This is a genomic window from Methylomonas sp. Kb3 (genome assembly GCF_002834115.1).
Taxonomy (GTDB): domain Bacteria; phylum Pseudomonadota; class Gammaproteobacteria; order Methylococcales; family Methylomonadaceae; genus Methylomonas; species Methylomonas defluvii.
Genome location: NZ_PIZT01000011.1, coordinates 69,756 through 95,583, shown reverse-complemented (window position 1 = coordinate 95,583; position 25,828 = coordinate 69,756). Strand labels below are relative to the sequence as shown.

Sequence of the window (25,828 nt, the reverse complement as noted above, 5' to 3'; positions counted from 1 at the left end):
GCGGCAATCCGTCCCCTTGTCCCCTGGTTTTTTTGATACTGCTTTCTTTCGTGTGTTTGCATAAGTGTCCTGTTATTACCGTTACTCTCTATATCTCTAACATGTGTGAAAAATAAGGGGACAAGGGGACACATGGCCCCTCAGCCCACGGATAGCAAGGTCTTAGCGCGTCCCGTTATCTGTCCCGTTGACAATAATAAATAGGGGCACATGGTGACTAATCTCTTCGTGCGTCATACTCATCCAGCCACTTGATGGCCGACTGCTGCCGCCACTCCTCAACATCCCGCACCGCAAATAAGGCAACCTTCTCGCGTTTGCCGGTCGAGCGCTTACACATCATCGGCAAACACCCCAACTCAGCCATCACCACCCCGATAGATTTGGCGCTGTATTTATCGCGCATGGCTTTGGCCACATCGATAGACCGCACACAATCAACGTTGAACGGATAATCGCCCGCAGCAATCATGTCCTCAATCTGGTGTTTGAGCGGTGACTTGCTTGTGCCGATCAGCTCTGATTTGAACCGGGTCAATGGTGCTGGTTGCTTGGGATTGAAGTCGCTAAGGTCTCGATCCAGCAACCAACGGACCACCAGACCATTGCCACCACCATCAAGCCAGACTCCTAATTGATCGTAATAGTCTTTTGGCATTGGTTTCGCGTCAGTCCACACCGCAAAGTATCGCCTATCGTTTTCAGATATATGCAGAGCATCTTTGTAGTTGCTCATAAAGATGGCCTGAACGATGTTTGGTGTTTCGTAAAAACCACGACCAAACAACCGAACCCTCAACATTTCGGGCGGCGATGCCAGCATGGGCTTTAATTTGTTTTCAAGGTTCAACCCCTCGAAAATCTGAATTTCTTGAAAAATAACCAACTTGGAATGGTGTAAATAATCGGTGAATGTCTCTTTCAATTCCCCCGCCGGCGGCTCACAGATATTGGCTTCCCCAAGCCCGTACCGCAGCGGGTTTAACAACATATCCTTACCCACTCCCATGTTCCCAGCGATTAAAATCGCATGATTAATCTTGGTCGACGGACGCTGCAACGTGCAAGCCATCCAATCTAGCAAATGATTCTGTTCCTCCCGATTCGGATACAGATAATTTAGGTGCTCAAGCCACAGCTCCACGTCCTCCCGCGTAGCCTCATCAGGTAAACTGACGCCAGGATCGCGCCAAATATTCCAAAGCACCGCACCGTCACGATGAACCGGGTTATCCGTTTCGCCAGGCAGATAAATCAGACCGTCAACCTTGATAGTGGCTGGATTTTTTAGAAAAACAGCCGATGGTTTGTGATCAGGAAAGACATGCAGAAACGCACCGTCGAAACCGTCTCGACTCAACTCGTTGCGCGTCACGGTATCGAATATCCGATTGTGATTTTTCAGAAATACAAAGCGCTGAAATTGCTCAGTATTGCCTGGCGGGGCCGCATTGGGTTTACGCTTTGATTTATTTGCCTGCGCTGGTTTTGATGTTTCTGTCTGAGTGGCTTCAGTCGCATAAACCGACAAAGGCGGCTCAGGTGGTCGAGATACTTCCGGCGGCGAATAACCGTTGCCTTTGGCAATACCAAACAAGGTAGCCAGGTTTACCCCGCCACCCGGCTTGAATGAATTCCAAACTCGCCGCTGATCAGCCAGGTTGAACTTGTCCGACTGCTGCGACCACTCACCCCACAACCCAAAAGCCTGATCACCTGCCCCGGTTGAGTGTAACGCCATGCCTATGGTGCGCCATTGGTCTCTGTCGTCAAAGTCTGGAATAAACCCCAGTGCCGCGCGGATTTTCTTAACTTCAACCGCCGCTAAAGGATTTGCGACCGCTGGTTCAGATTGCGGCAGGATCGCCCGCTTTTTAGCGCGTAACTTTGCTAGAAGGTTACTTGGCATATCCGGCAAAGATGCACCTTCCAAAGGCGAATCACCATCCCAATAATATTTGCCACCCGTCACATGATTGGATGGTTCGACAACAATAAACCCACCATCCCCGCGAAGATCGATCCCCGGGTAAAAGTTGGTTGTCGACACACACTCTTGACCGGCATATTTGAAACAAATATGACTACCACCTGAACCGGTCACCTGTACCACATCATCCGGGATTGGGCCGAGTTCACGCTTCATCTGCTCCAGCGCATCATCGCCACCATGGCGAGGATCAACATCGAGTACAAAAAAACCAGAGGCCGCGCCGGTTCGAATACCGATATTCGCCTTAGGCCATTTTTTAAACCAGGCATTTAATGTCTTTGTATCCGTAGCGGCATCAAGCAGCCCTTTCTGCAATAGCGGATGTTTGCCAGCAGACCGGCAATCAGTTTTGCCGCAGCTGCATATACCCCGCTCGGTAATCCAGTGCAACGGCAACACTGGCCAGCCCAGCGCCGCATACTTCAATGCGTACTCAAATCGGGATTCAATTGCTGGCATTGAGCGCCTTCTTGTAATGCTCGGTAACGAATGCCACCCGGTTACCCCGCAAGCACGTCACGCAATAGCCCTCACGCATTAAGCGCTTTTTGCAGGTGCCGCAGCATAGCCGGCATTGCCACATAGGTTCCTGCTTTTTGTAACAGTTTTTAAACTTCGTCATCAAAATCACCCATTCTCATTTGCCATCGGTCCGACTCGACCGCAATCCGCGCGGCCACGTTGATAAGTCGTCTGAAAGAGAATTAGGCTTTTTGACTAGCAAACCACTTCGTAAATAATCGCTCGTTGATGTAAAACTTTCTGGCCGACAAAATCACCGCGCCGGACTTTGACAATCCATTGCGCGCGCGATTACGCATGAACCAAGTCAATTGACCGGGTGTGAACTTGTCAGCGTACTTTTCCTGGAATTTTTCAAGAATAATAATCTCCCCTAGAGAAACATCATTCAAACCGGCGCAAGCGCCGGCAAAGTTGCCTTGTTGTTTTTCCATAGTTATTCCTCATTAATATTCATGGTGTTGAAATTTGAAAGCGACTCAAAGCGCCTGGACATATTGTCGCGCAGATCAAAGAATACAAAGGCAGTCAAGGAGTTTCAGGGTCCAAGCGAGGGAAAATCAAATGGTTTTGATTTGTTTGCATCAATGCCGCCTCTAGCGTGTGAAGTTCTGCCGCGTTTCGCAGCATTACGGACATTATGCGAATGGTTTGGAGCGATGTAAGAAAGATAATATGTCTGTTTTTACATATTATCTTTCCCCTTATTTATCAGATATTTGCTGGAGATTTTGCGGTATTTATTGCCTTATTTTTGCGTTTATCTTCCTTTTTCTGCTTGCGTTCATGTTCTTCAGCAGTTGTATCTATATCTTTCCGCCAATCCGAATCGACATATCTCTTAAATTCAACCACTGGAAAAGGAGGATTGAACAACCTATCGAAGTCAACCCGGCGGAGAGTTTTGATTTTCTCCGGCAACAGCCCATCATCAACCATACGGCTAAGCAACCCGAGAAACCCCCTGGCAAAAAATGCAGGGTTAAACTCCTTTCGTTTTGAAGCCTTCAGCGCATCCCGATAAGGAGAGTTACGACCAAAATCTTCAGCAACTTGTTGCCCATAGGCAAGCATCAAGCTTTCAAATGTCGGCATAGGAAAATCCGTGCCATAAAAAGCCCCAATATCACCACTAAATTTCTGGAATTTTTGCGCCAAGACACCGTCGGATGCGTCATAAGCGACCCAATCTGCCCACTGTCGAATAGGCTCAGGCAGCGAGTTTGATTGAATATCGACCGCGCGTTGTAGCAATGCAGCATAAATCGAGGATTGAGGGCCACTAATCCAATGAACGCCACCAATTTCAGCCAAACCATTGACTAACCCAACAATTTCCTCCGTTTTTTGTTTGATTTGCCCCCTGATCTCATCAGCTTTTTTACTCCGTGAACAGCCCTTTGCTAGGGGTGATAAGCCTAATTCACACGCACTTTTTTCTTTTCCGATTCCCCAAATCATCCAAGCTCTATGTAAACAGAAACAAAAAATCATCATGTGTTCGTCACTTTCTAAAAGCTCACAAATCTTTCGCAACGACTCGACACAGTGATTTTTTGAGGCAATAAACTGACTGATTATTTCAAGGTGGCCACCTTCGTGCGCAGCATAAACAGTGAATGTACGAATGATATCGTGAGCTTTTTTGAAATCCTGAAAATGAGGATTTTCGAAACCAAGAAACGGATACCGAAACAAATACCCCGCCCTAGGCGGCAAATTTTGGCTAGCGACCCATCTATCGATCTCGCGCTCAGTCATACTAACTATGACCACATCAACACCTCTCTAGTGTGATTCTCAAAAAAGATACCAAGCCAGGCGGGTGAGAAATCCGCTTTTCGCCCCGTCGGGCTAGGCTTGGTAAAACAGGTTAAGCCGCCTCTGGTCGAGCTGCCGGCGTGACATTGGGGCGTGGTTTCTGGCGGGCCTGCCATAGGTCATACTCGGCCTGCATACGCACCCAGGTTTTGGCAGCAGGGCCACTGGTCCAGGCTTCCAATCGAATCGCCATTTCCGCACTGATCGCAGCCTTGCCGTTAATGACCCGCGACAATGCCACGCGCGACACGCCCAATTGCGCGGCCGCCTCGGTAACGCCTATACCCAGCTCGGGCAAAATGTCCTCTTTCAAAATACTGCCTGGATGGGGCGGGTTAAATTGGGCGGTCATGCTGCCACCTGCCGATGTACCGACAGTTTCAGCCCGACCGCCTTAGTAACAGCCAGCAGGGTTTTGATGGTGGGGTTGCCTTTGGGGGACAAGGCCCGGTATAAGCTTTCGCGTTTAATACCGGCGCGCTCGGCAACTTCCGCCATACCTTGCGCTTCCGCAATCTGGCGTAGTGCTGCCAATAACGCTTCGCGGCCGCCGGGCTGGTCCACCTCTTCTAACGCTGCCGCTAGATATTCATTGGCAAAATCAGGATCTTCGCGTAATAGCTCGATAACCGTTTGGTCGTGTGGTTTTGATGCTTCACTCATGGTCTGTTCTCTGCTTCCAGTCTTTCCAATAGGCAACGGCTTTGTCGATGTCGCCCTGCTGTTTGCGCTTGTCGCCACCGACCAGTAACAGCAGCAGCTTGGCACCGGCCTGCGCGTAATACACGCGATAGCCGGGACCGTAATCAATGCGCAGTTCCCATACGCCATCTTGTATGGGCTTGCAGTCGCCAAGATTACCGGCGGCCATGCGTTGCACCCTGGTTAATACCCGGGCTTTCGCTTGTCTATCCGCCAAGGTTGACAGCCAATCCTTGAAGGGTAGGCGCCCATCGGCGGCCTGGTAGTCTTCAACATGATACATTGTGAATTATAAGTTACAAACAGGCAACCGCAAGGAATTTACCGTTATGCGCTGGCTTCGCTGCTAGACAACTCCGCCGCAATGCTTTGCATGTAAACATCGAGAATATCGGCAATGTCTTGTAAATCCGACACGATCGCTTGGAATATCACCGACGTTAGAGGCCGGGTTTCAAATTCACCATCCATGGCCCACAACACAGCGTTGGAGCGCTGCACTAAGCGTGTTACCTGATCGGCCATCGTTGCTTCAGCACCCTTTTCGGCGGCGGCGCGCTGATAAAAGTGGCCAACAACCTCATCGATCATAGACAAATCATCGATCACGCTGGCCAGTAACGTGGAACAGATTTTATGGCCTGATATTTCGGGGGCCAACAGACTGGATATCGCCTTGGATCGCTCCACGATAAGCCCAATGGCTTCGACACTTGCCGATTCAATATCGGCAGCATTTGAGGCGAACCTGTGTGAAAAAAGTGGTTTATTGGTTTTCATAATTAGCTCCCTTGCCGAATGGCGGCAGTCATAACACGCTCGACTAACTTCGATTTGTGCTCGGTGGATAGATGCGCGTAGCGTTTGGTGGTTTGAGTGGATTTGTGGCCTAACACTTCGCCGACTTCGTATAACGAAGCGCCGGCCATCGCCAGTAAACTGGCTGCACTGTGGCGTAAATCGTGGAACCGGAAGTTTTCTATTCCCGCTTCTCGCAACGCCTTATCCCAATGTTTTTTGAACTCGAACGGTCGTTCGGGCTTGTTCTCGCTGGCAAAGAGTAAGCCGGCACCCACCCGGCGCTGCGGGCGTAGATGATCCACTACAAAATCCGGCAACGGACACCAGCGGGGTTCGCCGTTTTTGCTGGTTGCCAACCTCGCCAGATTGTTCTCGAAGTCGATGTCACTCCAGCGGAGGTTAAGCAGCTCGGCTTTACGCATGCCGGAGGTCAGCGCCATCAACACCAACAAATGCAGCTTATCCCAGTCTGATTTTTGACACGCAGCCAGCAGCCGTACCCGTTCGCCTTCATCCAGGAATCGATTAATCTGGTTGTTCACCTTGCGAGCGGCCACCCGGGCGACCGGGTTGGCAACAACATAGCCCTCGAAAATCGCATATCTGAAAATCGCCGACAGCACGGTGCGATAACGATTGACGGTGGACGGCGAGCGGTCGCGATTAATTGCTTTGGTCTTGCCGGCGCCATCGCCACGCAGCACCTTGCCAGCCTCAAAAGCTTTTAGCCTTTGGCGAATCATATCTGCGCTGATGTCGACCAACTTATAATCGCCCAGGCAGGTTTGCCAATACTGGGCCCGCCTGGCTTGGTTGACTGCGTCTTTGCCTTGCCATTGCCGCATGTATTCGTCGACCAGATCAGCAAACCGCAAACCAGCACCGCGCGAGCCCAAGGCCTCCATCATTTCATGGTCTGACTCGATGCGCTTTACCCAGGTTTGCGCATCGCCTTTGCGGGTGAAGGTTTTGGATTTTATTGCAATGCCGCGCTGGGTGATGATCGCTTTATAGACGACACCTGACTGGCGTTCAATTTTTCGGATGGTGGCCATTAGGCGGGCCTCTCGTCGCTGAAAGCTGCCGAAAATTGCGGCAAAGCGTAGTCTCTCAGGTCGAGTGATAACGCAAGCTGCCGCAATGTTTCCGGATCAGAGTCTACCGGTAACGATTCAAGCAATCGCTCATATACGTCTCGGCCCCGTGACAGGGAATAAAGTATGCCTTTTCGTGGATCGTCATCACCCTCGCCAACATAAAAACAGCGCAGATCTTGAAGGCAATACCCTGTCAGGCCAAAAACGTTGCCAAAGCGCCGCGCCTCACCCTCTGTGGGAAAGCCGGGAGAGGCCAACAAATGATTGTCAGGATGATGAACAGTCCAAAGTCGAATGACTGGGTGGTCGTAGGCGCCGCATGTCGTGCACTGCACGCTGCCGCCGTCGGGAAAATACGGATAAACCTCAGCAGGCAAGAAAAACCCTTCAGGATCACCGCATGAAGGACAATGCGCAAACCGGTCAAATAGAAAATAATCTGAAATGACACAAGTAACGACCGGACCCGCGTTGTGTTGACTTTTAGGAATAGTGGTCATGTCATTCCACCCCGCGGCCAGTTAACGGCTCCACGGCCTGTGGAAACCTATCGAAGACCAAGTGGCTGCTTTCCGAATAATTGCAGCCAACATCCTCAGCCAAACAATTGATGGTGTTCTGTGCATCAACGGCAATTGAGTGTATTGCCTGGAGCGCATTACGTAAAAGGCGTGGGTTGGTATGAAATTTTGTACTTTCAGACGCGCAAATAAGCAAGTCTGAAATTAATTCGATTAAATCAAACGCTTCTTGCGAAGTTTGATCGATTTGAGTGATTGTTTGTTTGAACGTTTGGACATCAGCACCAGGTTCTGGTCGTGATGTTGATGGGGTTTGTTTTGAATTTATTGCGGACATAAAAAAAGCCCTCGATGTAACACAGGTTCTCTGGAACCTTTTTGAAAAAATCCACATGTGCCCTAAACGGTGCCCTGTGGCGTTTTTTTCAACGTGTTAAACCGATGGCTTTATGATTCTTATCCTTAAGAATCAATCAGTTATCTGGTAGCGGGGGCAGGATTTGAACCTACGACCTTCGGGTTATGAGCCCGACGAGCTACCAAGCTGCTCCACCCCGCGATTGATTTGACTTATTATACAGACCTTAAATTATTTAGCAAGCAATAAACATGCTATTTGTTAAATAATGTCACCAGATAAGTTCCTTATCTGCTTGCCGTTGCTTTTAAAGCGGATGATTAAGGTTGGCCGGCAGGCAAATCCGCTGTATTCAGATCGGTATTTAAACAGGTGGGATGGCCGAAACCTCCTGCGCTAATTCCGGTACCACCGTTCGGATTGGCGGTAATGTCGAAAATGATATTATCAGGACGCTGTGGATCGCCACTCACTCCCCCGACGCCGACAATGTGGTCAAGCCCCAGATTATGTCTGACTCTCCAAGCGATATTATGATCGGCACAAGAGGTGTCGCCGCTTAAACCGACGCCACCGACCAGCGTTTTTCCGACTGAGTACAAGCCCAGGCCACCACCGAATACATTAACACCACCAATTTTCGACCCTACCATAGGATCTTGAGGAGTACCATTTAAGCCTGGGTTTCCGCCGTAAGCAGCGCCCGTTTCAACGGGATTGCTCTCTTGAAGTCCAAACAAACTACCACCAGGTTGCACGGCTGAATATAAATTCGCTGTCGATAACGCCAAACCATTGGGTTTGCCGGAACCCGCGGAATCTGAGGAAGAATCGAGACTCAGCGAATTGGCGGTATTGGCTTTTTGCGCCGAGATAACTCGACTGGCCGGCCACTGTGCACCCCGATTGGTGCCGGAAAACGCTACGGCACAAACCACGCCGTCACGGTTGACTAAAGTGGCCCACATATGCAAATTAAGCCCGCTTTCCTCCGCACTCACTGCATCGTCAAGTGCTGCTTTCAATGTGGCGTGATTAGGCAAGCCCCTACAGGCTTGCCCCACTCCTTTATTGTTATCTTTATCGGCGATTGCCGCACCAGCGCTGGTCAGCATCACAAGTGAAGCAGCGAATAGCCATCTTGTATTCATAAAAAAGTCCTCCTAAGTGTTTGTATAGTTATTAGGTTTGAAGCTTAATATTTGCGGCATTCGCTGCACGCAACTAATCCCCCAAACCGGCATGGATTTTAGTCGCATGAATTATCATGGGTCAAATGAGAACAATGCCCCAAAACCACTGGCTTGTTGAATGAAAACAACACTCACTCAGTTCGCCGGAAAATCAAACCAGAAGTGCATAATCAAGCCGGCAAAAACCCCTGCCACCACGTCGTCCAGCATAATGCCGAAACCACCGTGGACATGCTTATCAAGCCATTTAATCGGCCATGGCTTGACGATGTCGAACAAGCGGAACAGCAGAAAACCGGCCAATAGACTCTGCCAGGAATAGGTTACGCCGGTCATCGTAATCAAAAATCCTGCGACTTCATCCCAAACAATACCGCCGAAGTCATGGACTTCCAATTTTTTAGCGGCTTGACCACAAATCCAGATGCCGATGCAAACGCTGATCAGCGTCACCGACAGATAAATCCACTCATTGGTTTGCAGTAAAGCAAGGTATAGCGGAATCGCGGCGAGCGTGCCCATCGTACCGGGCATTTTCTTAGCCAACCCAGAACCGAAACCAAACGCCAGAAGCAAGGTGGGATCTTTGACGATTTGTAACGCAGTCAAACGTGCGTTGCCGTAGTGCTCTCTAAGAAAAATGCTCAAAACCCTTCACCTCGAATGCCTCCACGCGCCCAGCCTTACGCATCCGCAAACCCGGCTCGGCTTCGATAATCCCCACGCAAGTAGCCCCCGGTAATGCGTGAGAACAATCTGCCGGCACCGTAAAACACAATTCGTAATCGTCCCCGGCAATCAAGGGCATACGCCAATCGCCGCTGTGATTGATGAACTCTGCCACTGAAGCGGATAGCGGCAAGTTGTCCCATTGCAAACACGCACCGACGCCGCTTTGCTGCAAAATGTGCCCCAAATCGGCGGCTAATCCGTCAGAAATATCGATACAGGCATTAGCGATGCCGCGCAGCGCCAAACCTTCCGACACTCGCGGTTGTGGCTGATTAAAGCAACGCAAAGCCAACTCCGGATCTGCGCAGACATAACCCTGTTTAATTTTTAAACCCAAGCCGGCGTTACCAAGCTGACCGGTAACGTATATCAAATCGCCAACCTGGGCACGGGAACGCAATAGCGCCCTACCCTGCGGCACCGCGCCCATCGCCTGCACCGTCAAAGTCAACGGTCCGGACGTCGTATCGCCGCCAATCAGGTCGACATTGTGCTGACGCGCCAGATTGATAAAACCTCGTGAGAACGCTTCCAGCCAGCTTTCATCGACTTTAGGCAAAGTCAAAGCCAAGGTGACCGCGAAAGGCTCGGCGCCCATGGCCGCCAAGTCACTAAGATTCACCGCCAGTAATTTATGCCCCAGCAATTCAGGATCGGCATCGGCAAAGAAATGCACATTCTCGACCATCGTGTCGGCGGTGACCGCCAATTGAAGGCCGGCCGGCAGGTTCAGTAACGCGCAATCATCGCCTATGCCCAATTGATTAAACGGATGCCTAGGAGCATGCACCGCAAAATAGCGGCGGATCAAATCGAACTCGGCGACTGCCATCAGTTTTGAGATTTCGCCTGCTTGGCGGCAATCTCGACGGCACGCTGTTTCTGTGCGACTTTATCTAGAATGCCGTTGACATATTTATGACTGCCGTCGGCGCCGAAATCCTTAGCCAGATTGACGCCTTCGTTGATGATGACTTTATACGGCGTTTCCAAGCGGTTCATCAGTTCGTAAGCGCCGATGCGCAGAATCGCCCGCTCCACCGGATCGATTTTTTCCACCGGCCTATCGACAAATTCGGCCAGGGCCGCGTCGATCACAGCCAATTGTTTCGGTACGCCATGAAACAATTCGCTGAAATAGGTTTTTTGCGCGCCTTTCAGATGCTCTTCTTCCAGAAAATACGTTTCGATACGGATCAGGCTCTCGCCGGACATTTGCCATTGATACAGCGCCTGTACCGCGCACTTTCTAGCGTTGGTTTTTGCTTGACTCATTAACGACCCAGGTTGTTGAACAGACTGACCATTTCGATCGCCGACAGCGCTGCTTCCGCGCCTTTGTTACCGGCTTTAGTGCCGGCACGTTCGATAGCCTGCTCGATGCTGTCTACGGTTAATACCCCAAAAGCCACCGGTACGTCGTATTGCAAGGCAACCTGAGCGATACCTTTCACGCATTCGCCTGCCACATACTCAAAATGCGGTGTACCGCCGCGAATCACTGCGCCCAAAGCGATAATCGCATCGTATTTTTTGGTAGCAGCAATACGTTGCACCACCATCGGCAATTCGAAAGCACCCGGCGCCTTGACCAGAGTGATGTCGTTTTTATCTGCGCCATGGCGCACCAAGGCATCGATCGCACCACCTTCCAATTGTTCGACGATAAAGCTGTTGAAGCGTGAAGAAACGAGGCAAAACTTGCCGCCTTGCGCGGAAAAGTTGCCTTCCAGAGTAGTGACTGCTGCCATGTGTTTACCTGTTGTTGAATGATTAAAATGCTGTAAAACGTGTCGAATGAATCGACCCTGCCTTAATGCGTTGAATCGATATGTTCGACGACTTCCAAATCGAAGCCGGACAGACCGATGTATTTTTTCTGAGCCCCCATCACCTTCAGGCGCCGCACACCCAAATCCGACAAGATACGTGAGCCGGCTCCCGTGGTGCGCCAATCCGAATCGGCACTTAAATCCTGACTGTTTTTGACGCCATGATCCTGCATTTGATAGGCATGTATCAGTTCCACCAAATCCTTGTTATTTTCTTTTTGGCGAATGATCACCAAAACCCCGCGCCCAGCTTCGGCGATATTTTTCAAGGCTTCCCGCACCGGCAAACTGCAATCGCTGCGTTTGGAAAACAATAAATCGTCGATCAAGTTGCGGGCGTGGACCCGCACCAGCACCGGCTCGTCGCCGGCCACATCGCCCATCACTAAGGCCAGATGCACATTGTCGTCGTTACAATCCTGGTAGGCATACAATCTGAAATCGCCGAATTCGGTGGGATAGACGCATTCGCTGATCCGCTCCAGGGTGTTTTCGTGTTTGATACGGTAGTGAATCAAATCGGCAATCGTGCCGATTTTAAGGCCGTGTTGTTCGGCAAAAACTTCCAGATCGGGCCTGCGCGCCATCGAGCCGTCATCGTTCAGAATTTCCACAATCACCGCCGCGGGTTCCACGCCTGCCAACCTGGCCAGATCGCACCCGGCTTCCGTGTGACCGGCCCGATTCAGTACGCCGCCGGCTTGTGCCATCAACGGGAAAATATGCCCCGGTTGCACCAGATCACTCGGCTGGGCGTTTTTTGCTACCGCCGCCTGCACGGTCAACGCGCGGTCGGCGGCGGAAATACCGGTGGTCACGCCTGTAGCCGCTTCAATCGACACCGTGAAATTGGTGGTGTACGGCGTATTGTTGTCGCTGACCATCAAAGGTAAACGCAACTGTTGACAGCGTTCGCGGGTCAAGGTCAGACAAATCAGGCCGCGGCCGTATTTAGCCATAAAATTAATATCTTCCGGCCGGGCAAAGGCCGCCGCCATCAACAAATCGCCTTCGTTTTCCCGATCTTCGTCGTCCATGATGATGACCATCTTGCCTTGACGAAGGTCGGCTATGATTTCTTCTATGCTATTCATTTAATAAAGCCTGCGTTTTGTAATAAGGCCTCGGTGACGCCGCCTTGACTGTAAGCAGCGACTTCCCCTTGCATCAGACGTTCCAAGTAGCGGGCCAGCAAATCGACTTCCAGATTTACCTCGCTGCCGGCTTCGGTTTGACCCAAGGTGGTTTCTTGTAAGGTATGCGGCACGATATTCACGGAAAAATAAGCGCCATCAACTGTGTTGACAGTCAGGCTGATGCCGTTAATGCAAATCGAGCCTTTTTCGGCGATGTATTTGGCCAGCGAATCCGGCGCCTTGAATTTGAAGCGAATCGAGCGGCCATCGGCCTGTCTCTCAACCACTTTACCAATACCATCGACATGACCACTGACAATATGCCCGCCCAACCGACTGGAAGGCGTCATCGCCAACTCCAGATTCACCGGCGTACCGGTACTTGCGGTCTTTAAAGTGGTACGCGACAAGGTCTCATTGGAAACGTCGGCGCAAAAATAATGTTCGCCCAACTCCACGGCGGTCAGGCAAATACCATTCACCGCGATGCTGTCGCCCAACGCGCATTCGCGCAGCGACAGCTTGCCGGTATCGATAATCAACCGGCAATCGCCGCCTTTAGGCTGGATGGCCTTGATTTTGCCGATGGCTAAAATAATCCCGGTAAACATGGTTATCACTCTAAAAAGTAAAAATGTCCGTTACGATCAGCGCGGAGCGGTCTCGGTGGATGGCTTTGGGGTTTGGGAGGCCGTGTCTTTGTTTGGCGACTTGGCCGGCTTACGATAAACATCAAAGGTTTGATAGGTGCCGCTATGATAATCGTAGACTTCGATTTCGTGCTTTTCGCCGATCACTTTGCCGCCTTGAATCTGCAAGGTGCTGGTTTCCGGTTTATCGTCCTCATCCGCCGTCGCCCAAGCAGGCAGCAGGCTAATTAACAATGTCATTACAACAATACTTTTCATCGTTTCAATCAGTTTTTGCTTGATAGCGCAATCTCAAATCCGGTCCAATTTGCCGGGCTTCTAGCAGGCGCAGGCATTTTTTATCCTGCATGGTCAATATGCCCGACAGAGTGAACAGGCCGCGCGCTTGATCGCCCAATACACAGGGCGCCATGTAAATCAACCATTCATCGATCAGCCCACTATCGAGCAGCGCACCGTTTAGTGTGGCACCTGCCTCCACCCAAACCGTGTTGATTTGTAGCTCGGCCAACAACTTAAAAACCTGAACCAAGTCCGCACGCCCATTCCGCTCATCGACTTGAAAGACTTTGCAACCCACATCGCGTAATTTTTGCTGTTTAAGCGCATCGTCGCTACAGGTCATAATCCAGACGTCTACCGCATTGTCCAACAGCTTGGCGGACAAAGGCATGCGTAATTGCGAATCCAGCACCACTTTGACCGGCTGCACTGCATCGAAATCCACACGCGCGTTCAATTGTGGATCGTCGTACAACACCGTGTCGATGCCGGTGACAATGGCGCTGCTAGCCGCCCGCCAGATCTGCACATCTTGCCTGGCGGGGGCGGACGTAATCCATTGACTCTCGCCGGAGGCCAGCGCGGTACGGCCGTCCAGGCTCATGGCCAGCTTGCTGCGTATCCACGGCAAACCCAGCCGCATACGTTTAAAAAAGCCTTGGTTTAGCTTTTCCGCTTCTTGCTGCAAGACGCCGACCAGCACCTCAATGCCAGCTTCGCAGAGTTTTTGCAAACCGCGGCCAGCCACCAGTGGATTGGGATCCTGCATCGCCACGACGACTCGGCTGATGCCGGCAGCGATTAATGCCTCGCAGCACGGGCCGGTTTTACCATGATGGCTGCAAGGCTCCAATGTCACATAAGCTGTCGAGCCTCGTGCGTTGTCTGTTTTGGCCAGCGCATCAACTTCGGCATGGGCAAACCCGGCGCGTTGTGTCCAACCCTCGGCAATCACCTTGCCGTCTTTGACCAACACGCAGCCGACATGCGGATTGGGGTCGGTCGTGTATTTACCGTTCTGCGCCAATTTGACGGCACGCGCCATATAGGCAGCGTCTTGGCTAGACGTCATGCTTTTGCAGATTTTCGATCATCGCGGTAAATTCGGAGACATCCTGGAAGCTGCGATACACCGAGGCGAAGCGTACGAAAGCAACATGATCGAGTGTTTGCAATTCTTGCATCACCAGTTCACCCAATTCGCGAGCCGGAATCTCGCGCTCGCCTTTTGCCGTCAGGGCTTTCTTGATCCGGCTGAGTGCTGCCTCGACAGCGTCTACTTGTACCGGGCGTTTTTCCAAGGCTCGCTGCATGCCGGCCCGCAGTTTAGCTTCGTCAAAGCTCTGCCGAGCGCCGTTGCGTTTGATGATGCGCGGCAGGGTCAATTCAACCACTTCAAAGGTGGTAAACCGCTCTTTACAGGCCACGCATTCCCGGCGGCGTTTGACTTGATCGCCATCGTCGGCCAAGCGGGTATCGATTACCCGAGTATCTTGTGCTGAGCAAAACGGACAACGCATATTAAAGAGCCAAAGCCAGGTTCAAAGGGCGGCCATTTTATTACAGAATGGCTTTATATTGAAATCGGCTAATAAACCGCACCTCATTCGTTCAATATGCCTTTCGCGACCGAACGGATGTGTACATCGCGCTGCGGATAAGGTATCTCAATATGATGGGCCAGCAAGGCTTCGTAAATTTTCGTGTGCAGACGATGGGTAACCACCGTCCTATCGCTGAGTTCGCGGACAAATACGTTAATTTTGAACTGTAGGGCGCTATCACCAAAACCAATAAAGATTACCAACGGTTCCGGGTCACTCAGTACTTGTTCGATACTTTTTACCGCATCAGCCAGAATTTTCTCGACCATCTCCACGCTGGTGCCGTAGGCCACGCTGACCGGCACCACCACCCGGGTGACGGTATCCGATAACGTCCAGTTAATCAATCGATCGGTAATAAAGGTTTTATTCGGCACTACCAACTCTTTTCTATCCCAGTCGACAATATGCGTGGCCCGCATTTGAATGCGGCTGACCCGGCCGGTCACATCGCCGACCGTGACCGTATCACCCACACGAATCGGCCGCTCGAACAACAAAATAATGCCCGACACCATGTTCGCGAAAATCTCCTGCAAACCAAAACCTAAACCCACCGACAACGCCGCCACCAACCATTGCACTTGCGACCAACTGCCACCAAGCTCGTTGGCAATCGCCAGAAAGGCCACGGTAATCAGTGAATAGCGCACCAATTGAATCAGCGCGTAACGGCTACCGGCGGTCATCGCGAACTTGCCGGCGGTTATCAAATCGACCAGAGCCGGAAAATTACTGCAAATATAAAAGCCAGTCCGCTATACACTAAACAAATCAATAGATTGATCAAGGTAATGGGCGCTAATATTTCCTTGCCGTCCACCATTTCACTATGCTGCCACAGCACCACCTGATCGAATACCGTCAAAGCCGGTAAAATATCGCTCCAGATCATCCAGAAACCGACCAACATGATCACCATGACCACCGTGGTCAACAACTTATGGCTTTGCTGATTAATTTTGGAAATATCCAGCAACTGCTCCTCGACAGGATACCCCCCTTCCAGATTGGCGCTGCTAACGGCGGCTTGCTCGACCTGCTTGCGTTTTTTTTCCGCATTCTTCAACGCCAGCTTGCGTTCGGTATTGCGCAACCAACGCAATAACAAGCCTTGGAACAATACGGTGAGAAATATCAAACGCAAGCTCATTATCAACTTGCCTTGCAGTTCCAGCGCACTTTGGTAATAACCCGTCACCCCAAAACCGATGATTACCAAGGGTACCAAAATCGCAATTGCGTACCACACATAGCGCAAGCGGCTAATCCAGCCTTCCGATTGCAAATACCAGTTTTTTGCCAATCCCGACTGCGGGTGCATCAGACGGTGAAACAAATAGGCCATCGTTGCCATCATCACGATCAACGCAGTTCGGCCCAATGCATAACTGTGTTCGGAGAACAGATCACTACCGGTCATTGAGATAAGAAACACGCAGGGCACCAGTATGAATCGGGCCCACTTCATTTGCGTGTACAACAACAAAATAGCGTGATCAGACCAATGGAACAGGGTATCCGCGACACCTCTCGGCCTAAATAATCGATAGAAGAATTGCACCAGGCACAATGACAAGGCCGAAGCGATTAAACCGGCGGCGAACGAGTGACTGAAAAAATCGGCTCGCGCGTTCAATATCAGCACGCCACCGATCCAGGCCATCAACAAGGCCCCGTAAAGAGACATCAATAACAGATAAAGCAGACTGGAAACAATATCGCCAAAATTGTGATTGATAGCTTTTTTTGCTAACAGCACGGCGAGTTGCTGCTTGATTCGAACCCGGAAACGCCAATGTAGTATTACGATACCCAAACCCACCAATACCAGGAGCGGGAAATGGTTGATGCCATCCCAAAAAGCCGTCGCCACACCTAGCCAATTGCTCGGACTCATGAACCATAGCAATGAGGAAAAAATTTCCTGGAAATAATGTTTGTCGATAACCGGCGCACTAGGCACCCACAATAAACGCTGATCCAGATAGCCGCTAAATTTATCGGCGATACTCAACATTTGCTGCAAACTGAAATCAACGTCACCCAAGAGCCGGCCGTAGTCGTTATACCCGCCCGCCAGTCTTGCCACCAGGTCTTTCTGGTCGTTCAACAACATGCGTAACTCGGTACGCACCCGTAGCCTTTCCGACTCGTCCGTCTCCGCCGGCAATTGGGCAATGCGCGTCAGCAACACCTGGTTAATATCGGCCAGACTTTTTTTGGCCTCGTCCAACTTGAACATTTCCAGACTGGTCAAGGCAATCTGGTTTTGAACCTCTTCACTCAAGGTGCCGTATTGTTTACGTTGGGGCAAGTTACGGCGCTGTTCGCGCAGTAAATTGCCCAAAGCAGGACTTAAGCCCGCCAGGCTGATTTTTTGCTCGGCGCTCTGAAAATCTTTCTCCAGCTGCTTATATCGAACGTCTATTTCATTTTTTTGGAGCGAGTACTGCTCCATGTTTTTATTGATTTCCTGCAAACTGCGGTTGAACTGCATGTTCTCTTTCGTGGCAGCCCGAATCAACGGATGTTTGCCCTCCGCGTCCTTTTCGGCCTGCAATAATGCTGCCTGCTCTTTATCAGTTTCCTGTTGGCGCCGCTCCAGCAAGAAATTATCGAGGTCAGCAATTAGTAAACTCTGCTGCTCCCGTTGCAGGGTCAACAGATGTACACGATCCTTGTTAGCTTGCAGTTGCAAGGGATTACTAAGATTTTCCAATTCCAGCGTTTTCAGCGTGCTGTTTAACAGACGAATCCGGCTATCTAGTTGTATCTGCCTGGCCTCTTTTTGATATAGATTGTCGTCAGCCCTGGATGCCAAACTCTGCTGTTCCTGCTGACTGGAAGTCTGTTTGCTCTTGATTTCGGAGACTTTTTCCCGAATCCATTGCGGCCGGCTGTTCAATTCGCCCAAAGTCGCTTCAATACGGCTGATTTCGGCGTCTAAATCGCTAAGCTTGGTTTTTTCGATAAGCAGGCGTTGCTCCAACTCATCCGTCGGAAAAATCACCAGCTTCTCAGACTTCCTATTTTTTAAATTGCTCTCGGCCTCAGCTATTTGCCTTGCCAATTGCTTCATTTCTATCGGTAGGCTGTTTAAAGCCTGCTTGAAGGATTCGGCTTGCGCGTCCTGTGCCTCCAATTCGTTGAGGTTATCTTCACTTTCGTGATACGCCGCCAAAATCCGGTTTTTCTGTTCTTCAGGCAGATTCTGCTTATCTTTGATGACTTGAATACGTTGCTGTATATCGGTATGCGACAGCGTTTTGTTGGGCGGGTTTTGATTTGCGGCGTGGGCAAGGTTTAAACTGATCAACAAAAACAGCAAACAAAAGGCAAAGCCGGGTCTTAAAAAATTTGGTTTCATGCGTTGGCTGGATAAAAAATAAATCTTAAAACACATTATAAGAATGGAAAACGGATTGAGCGAACTGGAAGGTGTTATTAAATATCGCCTTGATCATCAGCATGGCGAGTTCGCGGCAGACATTGATATCAGCGAACTCAACGCCTGGCGCAGCCTGTTTTATCGCTTGCGGCTGATTGGGCAAATCGCCGAAAAATACGCTGGGCTGGGATTTGGCAATATCAGTCGACGCTTGGCTCCCGGTGGTCAGGCGTTTTTGATCTCCGGCACACAAACCGGACACTTGCCGGTCCTTAACAAGCAACACTATGCGCTGATCGAAAGCGCATCGCCGGAACGTAATACCATCAAGTCGCGCGGCTTATCTCAACCGTCCTCGGAAGCACTCACCCACGCCAGCGTTTATCGTCAACACCCGGCAATTGGTGCCGTGATACATGTGCACTGCCCGGAGTTGTGGTTGCAGACCGACCGGCTGAATCTGGCTTTTACTGCGGCAGACGTGCCCTACGGCACCCCGGAAATGGCCAACGCCGTTGCCGAGTTATTTACCTCAGGTAGACTGCAACAAACTGGATTATTCAGCATGCTTGGTCACGCTGACGGGATTGTGGCATTTGGCGCGACCTTACCCGCAGCGTCCTGCTTATTAATCGAGGAACTCGCCAAGGCCATGACTATTGAGCAAAAGCAGCCGTCGCTTTAGAATACCTTCATTCATTAGCATTTATTAATTTTTTCTCATGCCGGAAATTATCATTTACACCGCGAAGCTCTGCCCGTATTGCACCATGGCAAAAAAACTTTTTGATCGCAAAGGCGTCGGCTATACGGAAATCAATGTGGATGCCGAACCTGGACTACGCCAGCAAATGATGGAAAAAACCAAACGTCGCACGGTACCGCAAATCTATATCGGTGAGCGGCATATTGGGGGGTTTGATGATTTGCATGCGCTGGATATGAGCCACGAACTGGATCCGCTATTAAACGCTTAAGCAGGTCAGCACGGGTTTTGACATGAATTTTTGGACTCGTTTCTAACTAAATGAGTCCAACTGCGATATACATATTCGTATTGTGCACGTTAACGTCTGGCCCAAAACTCCCCAGAGCGAATGAACCGGCGCAAGCGGGTTAACCTGACTTTATTTAACGATGACCAATTGCAGACCAAGGCGAGTGGTCAGCTCGTTGCTCTCGACCCAAACCACTTTGCCCAAAGCGCTCAATCCCAGTTCAGCAGCCAACAACTTAACCGGAGCATTGACCTTAATACAGGAATGATGACCGCTTAATTTCAGGCACATACCCTGTACCGAACGATTCACACCTTCCACGTTGAATCGCTCCTTGTCGATAAACAATTCGGCTTTAAACGCTTCGAGTTTGCGGTAACCGCACCGCTTGCGCCAGAGTTTGTGGGCGTTATGCACGACATCCCGAAACTCCAGGCCCATCATGATGCGGTTGCGTTCCCTTTTAACCCAAACAATATCCACCTCGCCGGCCAACATTAATTCGGCGACAAATATTTCAGCTTGCCGGTCTTCGTTCAGCAACGCTTCGAAATCCTGGATAGTGGTGAGCAAATCGCCAGGACTGACTTCGACCATCGCGCCTTTCAGCGACACATCGTAGCAATTTAACTGCAAGGTTTCGCCACCCACAAACAGTTGGCCTTCCGCGTTAAAGTTTTTTCGGTACTCTTTTCTATCCTGAAACATGATCGCAATCTCTCTATAACGTCGGTCAAAGATAGCTTAATTTTGGATTTGCGTGGCGAGACAGCAGGCTTGACCGAACCGCACCATCAGCAATTTGTCAGTCCGTTAAGCAAATCGGCCTTGATGTCATCGACATTTTCCAAACCCACCGAAATTCTCACCAAGCTGTCTTTGATTCCAGCCTCGGCGCGCGCTTCCGGCGTCAACCGGCCATGTGTGGTAGTTGCGGGATGGGTGATAGTGGTTTTGACATCGCCTAGATTCGCCGTGATCGACAACATGCGTGTCGAATCAATCAACTGCCAGGCGTGATCTTTGCCACCTTGCAATTCGAAACTGACCACTGCGCCGAAATGCGTCTGTTGGCGCTTAGCCAACTCGTGCTGGGCATGCGATTCCAATCCGGGGTAATGCACCTTGGCTACGGCCGGTTGTTGCTCCAGCCATTTGGCCAGCTCGAACGCATTATCGCAATGCGCTTTCATGCGTAACGCCAGCGTTTCCAGTCCCCCTAAAAACACCCAGGCATTGAACGGACTCATCGTCGCACCGCCGGTACGCAGATAGGGATACACGTATTTTTCGATCAATTCTTCGTTGGCTACCACCGCACCGCCGACGCAACGCCCTTGGCCATCGATGTATTTGGTCGTGGAATGCACTACCAAATCGGCGCCCAAGGTCAATGGCTGTTGCAAGATTGGCGTGCAGAACACGTTGTCGACCACCAAGAGCGCACCATGCCGATGGGCTATATCGGCTATGGCCCGAATGTCGGCGATTTCAATTAAAGGATTGGACGGCGTTTCCAGAAACAGAAACCGGGTATTGGGCTTAATCGCCGCTTCCCAGGCCGCCGGATCGGTCAAGCTGACGAAATCGGTCTCGACGCCAAATTTGCCGAAATAATTTTGGAAAGTCAGTACCGTGTTGCCGAACACACTGCGCGAACATACTACATGGTCGCCGGCCTTCAGTAGAGCCATGCCGACCGCCATGATCGCGGCCATTCCCGACGCAAACGCCAAGCAACGCTCGCCTTTTTCCAGATACGCTAAACGCTCCTGAAACGCGCTGACGGTCGGATTGGTGAAGCGTGAGTAGATATTGCCGGGTTGCTTTCCGGTAAAGCGCAGCGCCGCTTCCTCAGCCGATTTGAACACATAGCTGGAGGTTGCAAATATAGGAATGCTATGTTCGTCTTCGTGAGTACGCTTGTGCCCAGTGCGGATGGCCTGAGTTTCTGGGGCATAATCTTGCCAATCAAATTCACTCATTTCGGGTCCTGTTACTTTGCAACCTGCATCTCTATGATAAAGCTGCTGCTGTTGCGCAATTCCTGCGCATTGTCATTGCGCAAGGCTTCGATGCGCGCCAGATAAGCATCGTCGATATCGCCGGTAATGTAATCGTGGCTGAAGCACGAGGTATCGAAATGCTTGATGTCCGGATTACCTCTACCGACCGCTTCGATCAGATCGTCCAAGCTTTGATAAATCAGCTTATCCGCGCCCAAGGCCTGGCAAATTTCCTCCTCGGTACGGTCGTGCGCTATTAACTCATGCGCGGCCGGCATATCGATGCCATAGACATTGGGATAACGTACGGGTGGCGCTGCGGATGCAAAATAAACTTTCTTGGCACCGGCATCGCGGGCCATCTGAATAATTTGTTCGGAAGTGGTGCCGCGCACGATGGAGTCGTCCACCAGCAATACATTCTTGCCATCGAATTCCAGTGAAATCGCATTCAGTTTTTGCTTGACCGACTTTTTGCGCATTTTTTGTCCAGGCATGATGAAAGTCCGGCCGATATAGCGGTTTTTCATAAAGCCTTCGCGAAACTTCACACCCAAGTCATGGGCAATCTGCGACGCAGCGGTGCGACTGGTATCCGGAATCGGAATCACCACGTCGATGTCGTGGTCCGGCCATTCCCGCTGAATTTTTTCCGCCAGTTTTCTGCCCATCCGCATTCTGGCTTTGTACACCGAAATATTGTCGATGATCGAATCCGGCCGGGCGAAATACACATATTCGAAAATACACGGGCAATGATCGACTAATTCGGTACATTGCCGGGTATGTAACTGGCCGTCCGCTTCGATAAACACGGCCTCGCCCGGCTCGATGTCGCGTATCAATTGAAAATCCAGCACGTCCAGCGCCACGCTTTCGGAAGCGATCATGTAATCAGTGCCATCCTCGGTTTTGCGTTTGCCGAACACGATGGGCCGAATACCGTGCGGGTCGCGGAAACCCAATACGCCGAAACCGGCAATCATCACCACTACCGCGTAAGCGCCGCGAATCCGCTTATGTACCGCGCTAACCGCTTGAAACACATCATCCACGGTTAGTTTGAGTTTGCCGAATTGCGCCAATTCATGCGCGAATACGTTCAACAATACTTCGGAATCTGAATCGGTATTGATGTGACGTTGGTCATCCATGAACACCTGATATTTCAGTTCTTCGGTATTGGTCAGATTGCCGTTGTGCGCCAAGGTCAAACCGAACGGCGAGTTCACGTAAAAAGGTTGGGCTTCAGCCGAACTGGTGCAACCGGCGGTCGGATAGCGCACATGGGCAATGCCCATATTGCCTTTCAGCTTCATCATTTGCTTGCTGGAAAATACATCCCGCGCCAAACCGTTATCCTTACGCAAATGCAAACGGCTACCGTCGCACGTGACAATACCGGCGGCATCCTGACCCCGGTGCTGAAGTACCGTCAGGGCGTCGTATAAATCCTGATTAACACTTTGATTGGAAACAATAGCGGCAATACCACACATAGCAGACCCAAGTTATCGATAATGGATGTAATCCGCCAAACCGGTCGGCATGTGGGTTTTCAACCACATCGCCAAGGCTTGGAACGGAGGAATGAGAAGGGATTGTTTCCACCAGGGATCTTCCGGCAACGGCGTTAGCCCGGCCAGCATCACCAACAAGGAAACCAGTACCGCCCCGCGGGCAATACCGAATAACATACCCAGCAGACGATCACTACCGGTCAAGCCGGTCTTCTCGATAAGCTGACTCAGCAAAAAACTGATTAAACTACCCAAAATTAAGGTGGCGAAAAAAAGCAACGCGAATGCCGCAGCGATTCTGGCCGAAGGATAGCTAATGGTGGATTGCAGCAGTACCGAAACATCCCGGCAGTACTGCGTTGCCACCCAAACCGCGACCATCCAAAGCACCAATGCAAACGCTTCTTTAACAAATCCGCGCAGTAGGCCCATTATCGCCGAAATCAAGATAATGGAGATGACGACGTAATCCACCCACAGCAACTTAGCCCAGGGTACAAAATCCAACATGGTCTAGCCGGCTAAATCAAACAAAACGACGTTGGCAAAGGGCTATTCGTCCGCCGAAACAAAACTGTTGACGTTAATTTGCGCCAATTTGGCCTTCACCGCCTGAGCCTTGGCTTTATCAACGATAGGCCCTATGCGTACTTTAAACACAGTACCTTTATCGCTGGCAACCTCTCTAACCGATGCGGCGAAACCTTGTTGCTTGAGATTATCCTGCAAACTGACGGCGTTGGGTTTTTGACTGAACGTACCCACCTGCAAATACCAGCGATTGCTGTCCTCGGTAGCGGCGGCCGGTGCTTTGCCGGCCGCGGTAGCCACTGGTGCCTGAGCCGGAATTGCCGCCACCTCTGTTTTAGGTTCAGGTAATTTGTTAACCGGTTTAAGCACTTTCGGTGTTGGGCTCACCGCTTGTAAAGGCTGGACGGCAGGCGCCGGCGATTTGCTGGGCTTGCTAAGGACTGCCGGCGGCACGTCTTCCGCTTCAGCGGGTTCTTCATCGACTTGCGCCACGGCTGCCGCCTGTGTAGCAGGTTTGGCGGCCGGCAGACTCCGTGGCGCCGGCGCGGTCTCTTTGGCAGTCAATTTAACTTGCGGCTTGGGCGCTTCCAACTGGGCTTCCGATTCGCCTTCTTCCAGCACTTTGATCGTTTGTTTGGGCGCAGTCTCGGCCGGCAGAGTTTCCGCTACCTCTTCAACTTTTTCCGGCAGAGGCATGATTTCCACATCTTGAGCCTTGGCAGGCAGCTCGGGAATTTTCAATTCATTGATGCTTTTGCCGGTTTCGTCTATCGGGTCGTCAAATAACATCGGCACGAAAATCGCCGCCAACGCGGTAATGACCGCCGCACCAATCAATCGCTGCTTTAACTCTTGATCCATTCTGATCACCTCTATGAAAATTTCGATAAATATTCGGATACTAGAAAAAAAGAACCAAAAATCAAAAGCAAGTCGTCCTGTCCGGTATTTTGCCGGGCGGCTTGAAATGCCTCGGTAAAATCGGTAAAACCGCTACGGACATTATCCAGGCCTTGTTGCTGAAAAATGGTTTCTAACATATCCGGAGTTGCAGCGCGAGGATTAGCAAGTGGCGCTAAATACCACGTAGCCACTTTGTCGCGCATCATGTTCAATACGCCGGCAATATCTTTATCCCGCATCATCGCAAAAACTGCATGTATTCTGATCTCGGGGAAGTATTCAGACAAATAGTTGATCAATGTCTGCACAGCCTGCGGGTTGTGCCCCACGTCAAGCAAAATGCGCGGCGCGCCGGCAATCAACTGGAAACGTCCTGATAGCCGGGCACTTTCCAATCCTTGCCGAATTGCATCGTCACTGACCGCTAATTGAGGCTGTAGGGTGTTTATAGCCATAATCGCCGCGGAAGCATTTCGATATTGGTGTTCGCCCTTAAACGCCGGCGCCGGCAAGCGATCTATTTGCTTATCCGCAGAGCGCCATTCCCAGCTATCGCGCTGTTTTTGATAACTGAATTCGCTGTCCATTTGCAGCGCAATGGCTCCGACTTGCTCGGCTACTTCGACTACTGAGCGTGGCGCTTGCGCATCGCCGATTATAGCCGCCACACCGGCTCTAAAAATGCCGGCTTTTTCCCGACCGATGGCTTCTTCGGTATGCCCCAGCCAATCCACATGATCAAGTGCTATCGTCGTCACAATCGCTGCATCGGGGTCAATAATATTCACCGCATCAAGTCTGCCGCCTAAACCGACTTCCAGTAACTGAATATCCAGATCTGCCTCGGCGAAAATACCCAAGGCTGCCAACGTGCCAAACTCGAAATAGCTCAAACTGGTCTCGCCGCGCGCCGAATCAATGCGGGTAAAAGCATCGCAAATCAAGGCATCCTCGACCGGCACACCATCAATACGAATGCGTTCGTTATAGCGCAAAATATGCGGCGATGTGTAAGCGCCAACCCGGTAGCCCGCGGCCCGATAGATCGCTTCCAGAAACGCCACGCAGGAACCCTTGCCGTTGGTACCAGCAACGGTGATGGTTAGCGGTTTTTTTTGTTCGGGATTAAGCTGCCGATATACGCCAGCAACTCTTCCCAACCCTAAATCGATAGGCCGAGGATGTAGTTTTTCCTGCCAATCCAACCAGGCTTGCAGCGAATCAAAACGTGTCAT

The 25,828-nt window shown here is 50.9% G+C and carries 30 protein-coding genes and 1 tRNA gene; 2 read left to right on the top strand and 29 right to left on the bottom strand.

Annotated features, from left to right (window positions below; genetic code table 11):
* Positions 1-217: 217 nt before the first annotated feature.
* The 23 genes from CWO84_RS09440 to CWO84_RS09335 form a co-directional block, all read right to left on the bottom strand.
* Positions 218-2,452 carry a bifunctional DNA primase/polymerase gene (locus CWO84_RS09440; RefSeq protein ID WP_101052417.1) on the bottom strand — a complete coding sequence of 745 codons (2,235 nt, stop codon included), beginning with the start codon at positions 2,450-2,452 and terminating at the stop codon, positions 218-220.
* A 245-nt stretch (positions 2,453-2,697) separates the two neighbouring features.
* Positions 2,698-2,949 (bottom strand): hypothetical protein, encoded by a 252-nt coding sequence (locus tag CWO84_RS09435; protein WP_033158629.1) that lies wholly within the window; start codon positions 2,947-2,949, stop codon positions 2,698-2,700.
* A gap of 277 nt (positions 2,950-3,226) precedes the next feature.
* A complete protein-coding gene (locus tag CWO84_RS09430) occupies positions 3,227-4,276 on the bottom strand; it encodes a hypothetical protein (RefSeq protein ID WP_033158630.1) in 1,050 nt (349 codons plus the stop codon).
* Positions 4,277-4,388: 112 nt separating this feature from the next.
* Positions 4,389-4,688: a HigA family addiction module antitoxin gene (locus CWO84_RS09425; protein ID WP_101052416.1), complete on the bottom strand. Its 300-nt coding sequence runs from the start codon at positions 4,686-4,688 to the stop codon at positions 4,389-4,391.
* Positions 4,685-4,999, bottom strand: a complete 315-nt coding sequence (locus CWO84_RS09420) for an addiction module antidote protein (protein ID WP_033158632.1) — start codon at positions 4,997-4,999, stop codon at positions 4,685-4,687. Before CWO84_RS09420 ends, CWO84_RS09425 begins: the two co-directional genes overlap by 4 nt.
* Complete coding sequence (locus tag CWO84_RS09415) at positions 4,992-5,321, bottom strand: type II toxin-antitoxin system RelE/ParE family toxin (RefSeq protein ID WP_033158633.1); 330 nt, start codon at positions 5,319-5,321, stop codon at positions 4,992-4,994. The genes CWO84_RS09420 and CWO84_RS09415 overlap by 8 nt, the downstream gene beginning before the upstream one ends.
* 44 nt (positions 5,322-5,365) lie before the next feature.
* Positions 5,366-5,818, bottom strand: a complete 453-nt coding sequence (locus tag CWO84_RS09410) for a hypothetical protein (protein WP_033158634.1) — start codon at positions 5,816-5,818, stop codon at positions 5,366-5,368.
* Positions 5,819-5,820: 2 nt separating this feature from the next.
* Positions 5,821-6,894 (bottom strand): site-specific integrase, encoded by a 1,074-nt coding sequence (locus tag CWO84_RS09405; RefSeq protein WP_033158635.1) that lies wholly within the window; start codon positions 6,892-6,894, stop codon positions 5,821-5,823.
* The gene (locus CWO84_RS09400; RefSeq protein WP_084153417.1) at positions 6,894-7,436 is read right to left on the bottom strand and encodes a hypothetical protein; all 543 of its coding nucleotides are present in this window, start codon (positions 7,434-7,436) and stop codon (positions 6,894-6,896) included. Before CWO84_RS09400 ends, CWO84_RS09405 begins: the two co-directional genes overlap by 1 nt.
* 1 nt (position 7,437) lies before the next feature.
* Positions 7,438-7,794, bottom strand: a complete 357-nt coding sequence (locus tag CWO84_RS09395) for a hypothetical protein (RefSeq protein WP_084153419.1) — start codon at positions 7,792-7,794, stop codon at positions 7,438-7,440.
* A 145-nt stretch (positions 7,795-7,939) separates the two neighbouring features.
* Positions 7,940-8,016 (bottom strand) — tRNA-Met (locus CWO84_RS09390).
* 119 nt (positions 8,017-8,135) lie between these two features.
* The gene (locus CWO84_RS09385) at positions 8,136-8,966 is read right to left on the bottom strand and encodes a heme-binding protein (protein WP_033158637.1); all 831 of its coding nucleotides are present in this window, start codon (positions 8,964-8,966) and stop codon (positions 8,136-8,138) included.
* A 177-nt stretch (positions 8,967-9,143) separates the two neighbouring features.
* A complete protein-coding gene (locus tag CWO84_RS09380) occupies positions 9,144-9,656 on the bottom strand; it encodes a phosphatidylglycerophosphatase A (RefSeq protein WP_033158638.1) in 513 nt (170 codons plus the stop codon).
* The gene (gene thiL / locus CWO84_RS09375) at positions 9,640-10,572 is read right to left on the bottom strand and encodes a thiamine-phosphate kinase (RefSeq protein WP_033158639.1); all 933 of its coding nucleotides are present in this window, start codon (positions 10,570-10,572) and stop codon (positions 9,640-9,642) included. The genes CWO84_RS09380 and thiL overlap by 17 nt, the downstream gene beginning before the upstream one ends.
* On the bottom strand, positions 10,572-11,015 hold the full coding sequence (gene nusB, locus CWO84_RS09370) for a transcription antitermination factor NusB (protein ID WP_033158640.1): 444 nt from the start codon (positions 11,013-11,015) through the stop codon (positions 10,572-10,574). Before nusB ends, thiL begins: the two co-directional genes overlap by 1 nt.
* Positions 11,015-11,491, bottom strand: coding sequence for a 6,7-dimethyl-8-ribityllumazine synthase (ribE, locus tag CWO84_RS09365; RefSeq protein WP_033158641.1), 477 nt, complete (start codon positions 11,489-11,491; stop codon positions 11,015-11,017). Before ribE ends, nusB begins: the two co-directional genes overlap by 1 nt.
* A 62-nt stretch (positions 11,492-11,553) precedes the next feature.
* The gene (gene ribBA / locus CWO84_RS09360) at positions 11,554-12,666 is read right to left on the bottom strand and encodes a bifunctional 3,4-dihydroxy-2-butanone-4-phosphate synthase/GTP cyclohydrolase II (protein ID WP_101052415.1); all 1,113 of its coding nucleotides are present in this window, start codon (positions 12,664-12,666) and stop codon (positions 11,554-11,556) included.
* A complete protein-coding gene (locus CWO84_RS09355) occupies positions 12,663-13,319 on the bottom strand; it encodes a riboflavin synthase (RefSeq protein WP_101052414.1) in 657 nt (218 codons plus the stop codon). Before CWO84_RS09355 ends, ribBA begins: the two co-directional genes overlap by 4 nt.
* A 36-nt stretch (positions 13,320-13,355) precedes the next feature.
* Positions 13,356-13,598 (bottom strand): hypothetical protein, encoded by a 243-nt coding sequence (locus CWO84_RS09350; RefSeq protein ID WP_101052413.1) that lies wholly within the window; start codon positions 13,596-13,598, stop codon positions 13,356-13,358.
* Between the two features lie 22 nt (positions 13,599-13,620).
* Positions 13,621-14,712 carry a bifunctional diaminohydroxyphosphoribosylaminopyrimidine deaminase/5-amino-6-(5-phosphoribosylamino)uracil reductase RibD gene (ribD, locus tag CWO84_RS09345; RefSeq protein WP_101052412.1) on the bottom strand — a complete coding sequence of 364 codons (1,092 nt, stop codon included), beginning with the start codon at positions 14,710-14,712 and terminating at the stop codon, positions 13,621-13,623.
* Positions 14,702-15,160 carry a transcriptional regulator NrdR gene (gene nrdR, locus CWO84_RS09340; RefSeq protein ID WP_033158646.1) on the bottom strand — a complete coding sequence of 153 codons (459 nt, stop codon included), beginning with the start codon at positions 15,158-15,160 and terminating at the stop codon, positions 14,702-14,704. Before nrdR ends, ribD begins: the two co-directional genes overlap by 11 nt.
* Before the next feature lie 83 nt (positions 15,161-15,243).
* A complete protein-coding gene (locus CWO84_RS24905) occupies positions 15,244-15,933 on the bottom strand; it encodes a mechanosensitive ion channel domain-containing protein (RefSeq protein WP_240618013.1) in 690 nt (229 codons plus the stop codon).
* A gap of 20 nt (positions 15,934-15,953) precedes the next feature.
* Positions 15,954-18,614 (bottom strand): mechanosensitive ion channel protein MscS, encoded by a 2,661-nt coding sequence (locus CWO84_RS09335; RefSeq protein WP_240618012.1) that lies wholly within the window; start codon positions 18,612-18,614, stop codon positions 15,954-15,956.
* Positions 18,615-18,657: 43 nt separating this feature from the next.
* Between CWO84_RS09335 and CWO84_RS09330 the strand changes: the two genes are divergently transcribed.
* Together CWO84_RS09330 and grxC are read left to right on the top strand one after the other, a co-directional pair.
* On the top strand, positions 18,658-19,320 hold the full coding sequence (locus tag CWO84_RS09330) for a class II aldolase/adducin family protein (protein WP_101052411.1): 663 nt from the start codon (positions 18,658-18,660) through the stop codon (positions 19,318-19,320).
* 37 nt (positions 19,321-19,357) lie between these two features.
* The gene (gene grxC / locus CWO84_RS09325) at positions 19,358-19,612 is read left to right on the top strand and encodes a glutaredoxin 3 (protein ID WP_033158647.1); all 255 of its coding nucleotides are present in this window, start codon (positions 19,358-19,360) and stop codon (positions 19,610-19,612) included.
* A gap of 150 nt (positions 19,613-19,762) precedes the next feature.
* Here the strand turns inward: grxC and CWO84_RS09320 are convergent, their stop codons facing one another.
* The 6 genes from CWO84_RS09320 to folC all read right to left on the bottom strand — a co-directional run bounded on the left by CWO84_RS09320 (position 19,763) and on the right by folC (position 25,828).
* Entirely contained in the window at positions 19,763-20,341 is a 579-nt protein-coding gene (locus CWO84_RS09320; RefSeq protein WP_101052410.1) for a PilZ domain-containing protein, read from the bottom strand.
* Between the two features lie 86 nt (positions 20,342-20,427).
* Positions 20,428-21,618, bottom strand: coding sequence for an O-succinylhomoserine sulfhydrylase (locus CWO84_RS09315; RefSeq protein ID WP_101052409.1), 1,191 nt, complete (start codon positions 21,616-21,618; stop codon positions 20,428-20,430).
* 11 nt (positions 21,619-21,629) lie between these two features.
* Positions 21,630-23,138: an amidophosphoribosyltransferase gene (gene purF, locus CWO84_RS09310; RefSeq protein ID WP_101052408.1), complete on the bottom strand. Its 1,509-nt coding sequence runs from the start codon at positions 23,136-23,138 to the stop codon at positions 21,630-21,632.
* Between the two features lie 12 nt (positions 23,139-23,150).
* Positions 23,151-23,669 (bottom strand): CvpA family protein, encoded by a 519-nt coding sequence (locus tag CWO84_RS09305; RefSeq protein ID WP_101052407.1) that lies wholly within the window; start codon positions 23,667-23,669, stop codon positions 23,151-23,153.
* 42 nt (positions 23,670-23,711) lie between these two features.
* Positions 23,712-24,551 carry an SPOR domain-containing protein gene (locus CWO84_RS09300; protein WP_101052406.1) on the bottom strand — a complete coding sequence of 280 codons (840 nt, stop codon included), beginning with the start codon at positions 24,549-24,551 and terminating at the stop codon, positions 23,712-23,714.
* An 11-nt stretch (positions 24,552-24,562) separates the two neighbouring features.
* Positions 24,563-25,828: a bifunctional tetrahydrofolate synthase/dihydrofolate synthase gene (gene folC / locus CWO84_RS09295; protein WP_101052405.1), complete on the bottom strand. Its 1,266-nt coding sequence runs from the start codon at positions 25,826-25,828 to the stop codon at positions 24,563-24,565.

Coding starts and splice junctions, on each gene's coding strand:
- CWO84_RS09440 (WP_101052417.1), bottom strand. CDS start 2,452: ATGCCAGCAATTGAATCCCGATTTGAGTACGCATTGAAGTATGCGGCG.
- CWO84_RS09435 (WP_033158629.1), bottom strand. CDS start 2,949: ATGGAAAAACAACAAGGCAACTTTGCCGGCGCTTGCGCCGGTTTGAAT.
- CWO84_RS09430 (WP_033158630.1), bottom strand. CDS start 4,276: ATGACTGAGCGCGAGATCGATAGATGGGTCGCTAGCCAAAATTTGCCG.
- CWO84_RS09425 (WP_101052416.1), bottom strand. CDS start 4,688: ATGACCGCCCAATTTAACCCGCCCCATCCAGGCAGTATTTTGAAAGAG.
- CWO84_RS09420 (WP_033158632.1), bottom strand. CDS start 4,999: ATGAGTGAAGCATCAAAACCACACGACCAAACGGTTATCGAGCTATTA.
- CWO84_RS09415 (WP_033158633.1), bottom strand. CDS start 5,321: ATGTATCATGTTGAAGACTACCAGGCCGCCGATGGGCGCCTACCCTTC.
- CWO84_RS09410 (WP_033158634.1), bottom strand. CDS start 5,818: ATGAAAACCAATAAACCACTTTTTTCACACAGGTTCGCCTCAAATGCT.
- CWO84_RS09405 (WP_033158635.1), bottom strand. CDS start 6,894: ATGGCCACCATCCGAAAAATTGAACGCCAGTCAGGTGTCGTCTATAAA.
- CWO84_RS09400 (WP_084153417.1), bottom strand. CDS start 7,436: ATGACCACTATTCCTAAAAGTCAACACAACGCGGGTCCGGTCGTTACT.
- CWO84_RS09395 (WP_084153419.1), bottom strand. CDS start 7,794: ATGTCCGCAATAAATTCAAAACAAACCCCATCAACATCACGACCAGAA.
- CWO84_RS09385 (WP_033158637.1), bottom strand. CDS start 8,966: ATGAATACAAGATGGCTATTCGCTGCTTCACTTGTGATGCTGACCAGC.
- thiL (WP_033158639.1), bottom strand. CDS start 10,572: ATGGCAGTCGCCGAGTTCGATTTGATCCGCCGCTATTTTGCGGTGCAT.
- nusB (WP_033158640.1), bottom strand. CDS start 11,015: ATGAGTCAAGCAAAAACCAACGCTAGAAAGTGCGCGGTACAGGCGCTG.
- ribE (WP_033158641.1), bottom strand. CDS start 11,491: ATGGCAGCAGTCACTACTCTGGAAGGCAACTTTTCCGCGCAAGGCGGC.
- ribBA (WP_101052415.1), bottom strand. CDS start 12,666: ATGAATAGCATAGAAGAAATCATAGCCGACCTTCGTCAAGGCAAGATG.
- CWO84_RS09355 (WP_101052414.1), bottom strand. CDS start 13,319: ATGTTTACCGGGATTATTTTAGCCATCGGCAAAATCAAGGCCATCCAG.
- CWO84_RS09350 (WP_101052413.1), bottom strand. CDS start 13,598: ATGACATTGTTAATTAGCCTGCTGCCTGCTTGGGCGACGGCGGATGAG.
- ribD (WP_101052412.1), bottom strand. CDS start 14,712: ATGACGTCTAGCCAAGACGCTGCCTATATGGCGCGTGCCGTCAAATTG.
- nrdR (WP_033158646.1), bottom strand. CDS start 15,160: ATGCGTTGTCCGTTTTGCTCAGCACAAGATACTCGGGTAATCGATACC.
- CWO84_RS24905 (WP_240618013.1), bottom strand. CDS start 15,933: ATGACCGCCGGTAGCCGTTACGCGCTGATTCAATTGGTGCGCTATTCA.
- CWO84_RS09335 (WP_240618012.1), bottom strand. CDS start 18,614: ATGAAACCAAATTTTTTAAGACCCGGCTTTGCCTTTTGTTTGCTGTTT.
- CWO84_RS09330 (WP_101052411.1), top strand. CDS start 18,658: ATGGAAAACGGATTGAGCGAACTGGAAGGTGTTATTAAATATCGCCTT.
- grxC (WP_033158647.1), top strand. CDS start 19,358: ATGCCGGAAATTATCATTTACACCGCGAAGCTCTGCCCGTATTGCACC.
- CWO84_RS09320 (WP_101052410.1), bottom strand. CDS start 20,341: ATGTTTCAGGATAGAAAAGAGTACCGAAAAAACTTTAACGCGGAAGGC.
- CWO84_RS09315 (WP_101052409.1), bottom strand. CDS start 21,618: ATGAGTGAATTTGATTGGCAAGATTATGCCCCAGAAACTCAGGCCATC.
- purF (WP_101052408.1), bottom strand. CDS start 23,138: ATGTGTGGTATTGCCGCTATTGTTTCCAATCAAAGTGTTAATCAGGAT.
- CWO84_RS09305 (WP_101052407.1), bottom strand. CDS start 23,669: ATGTTGGATTTTGTACCCTGGGCTAAGTTGCTGTGGGTGGATTACGTC.
- CWO84_RS09300 (WP_101052406.1), bottom strand. CDS start 24,551: ATGGATCAAGAGTTAAAGCAGCGATTGATTGGTGCGGCGGTCATTACC.
- folC (WP_101052405.1), bottom strand. CDS start 25,828: ATGACACGTTTTGATTCGCTGCAAGCCTGGTTGGATTGGCAGGAAAAA.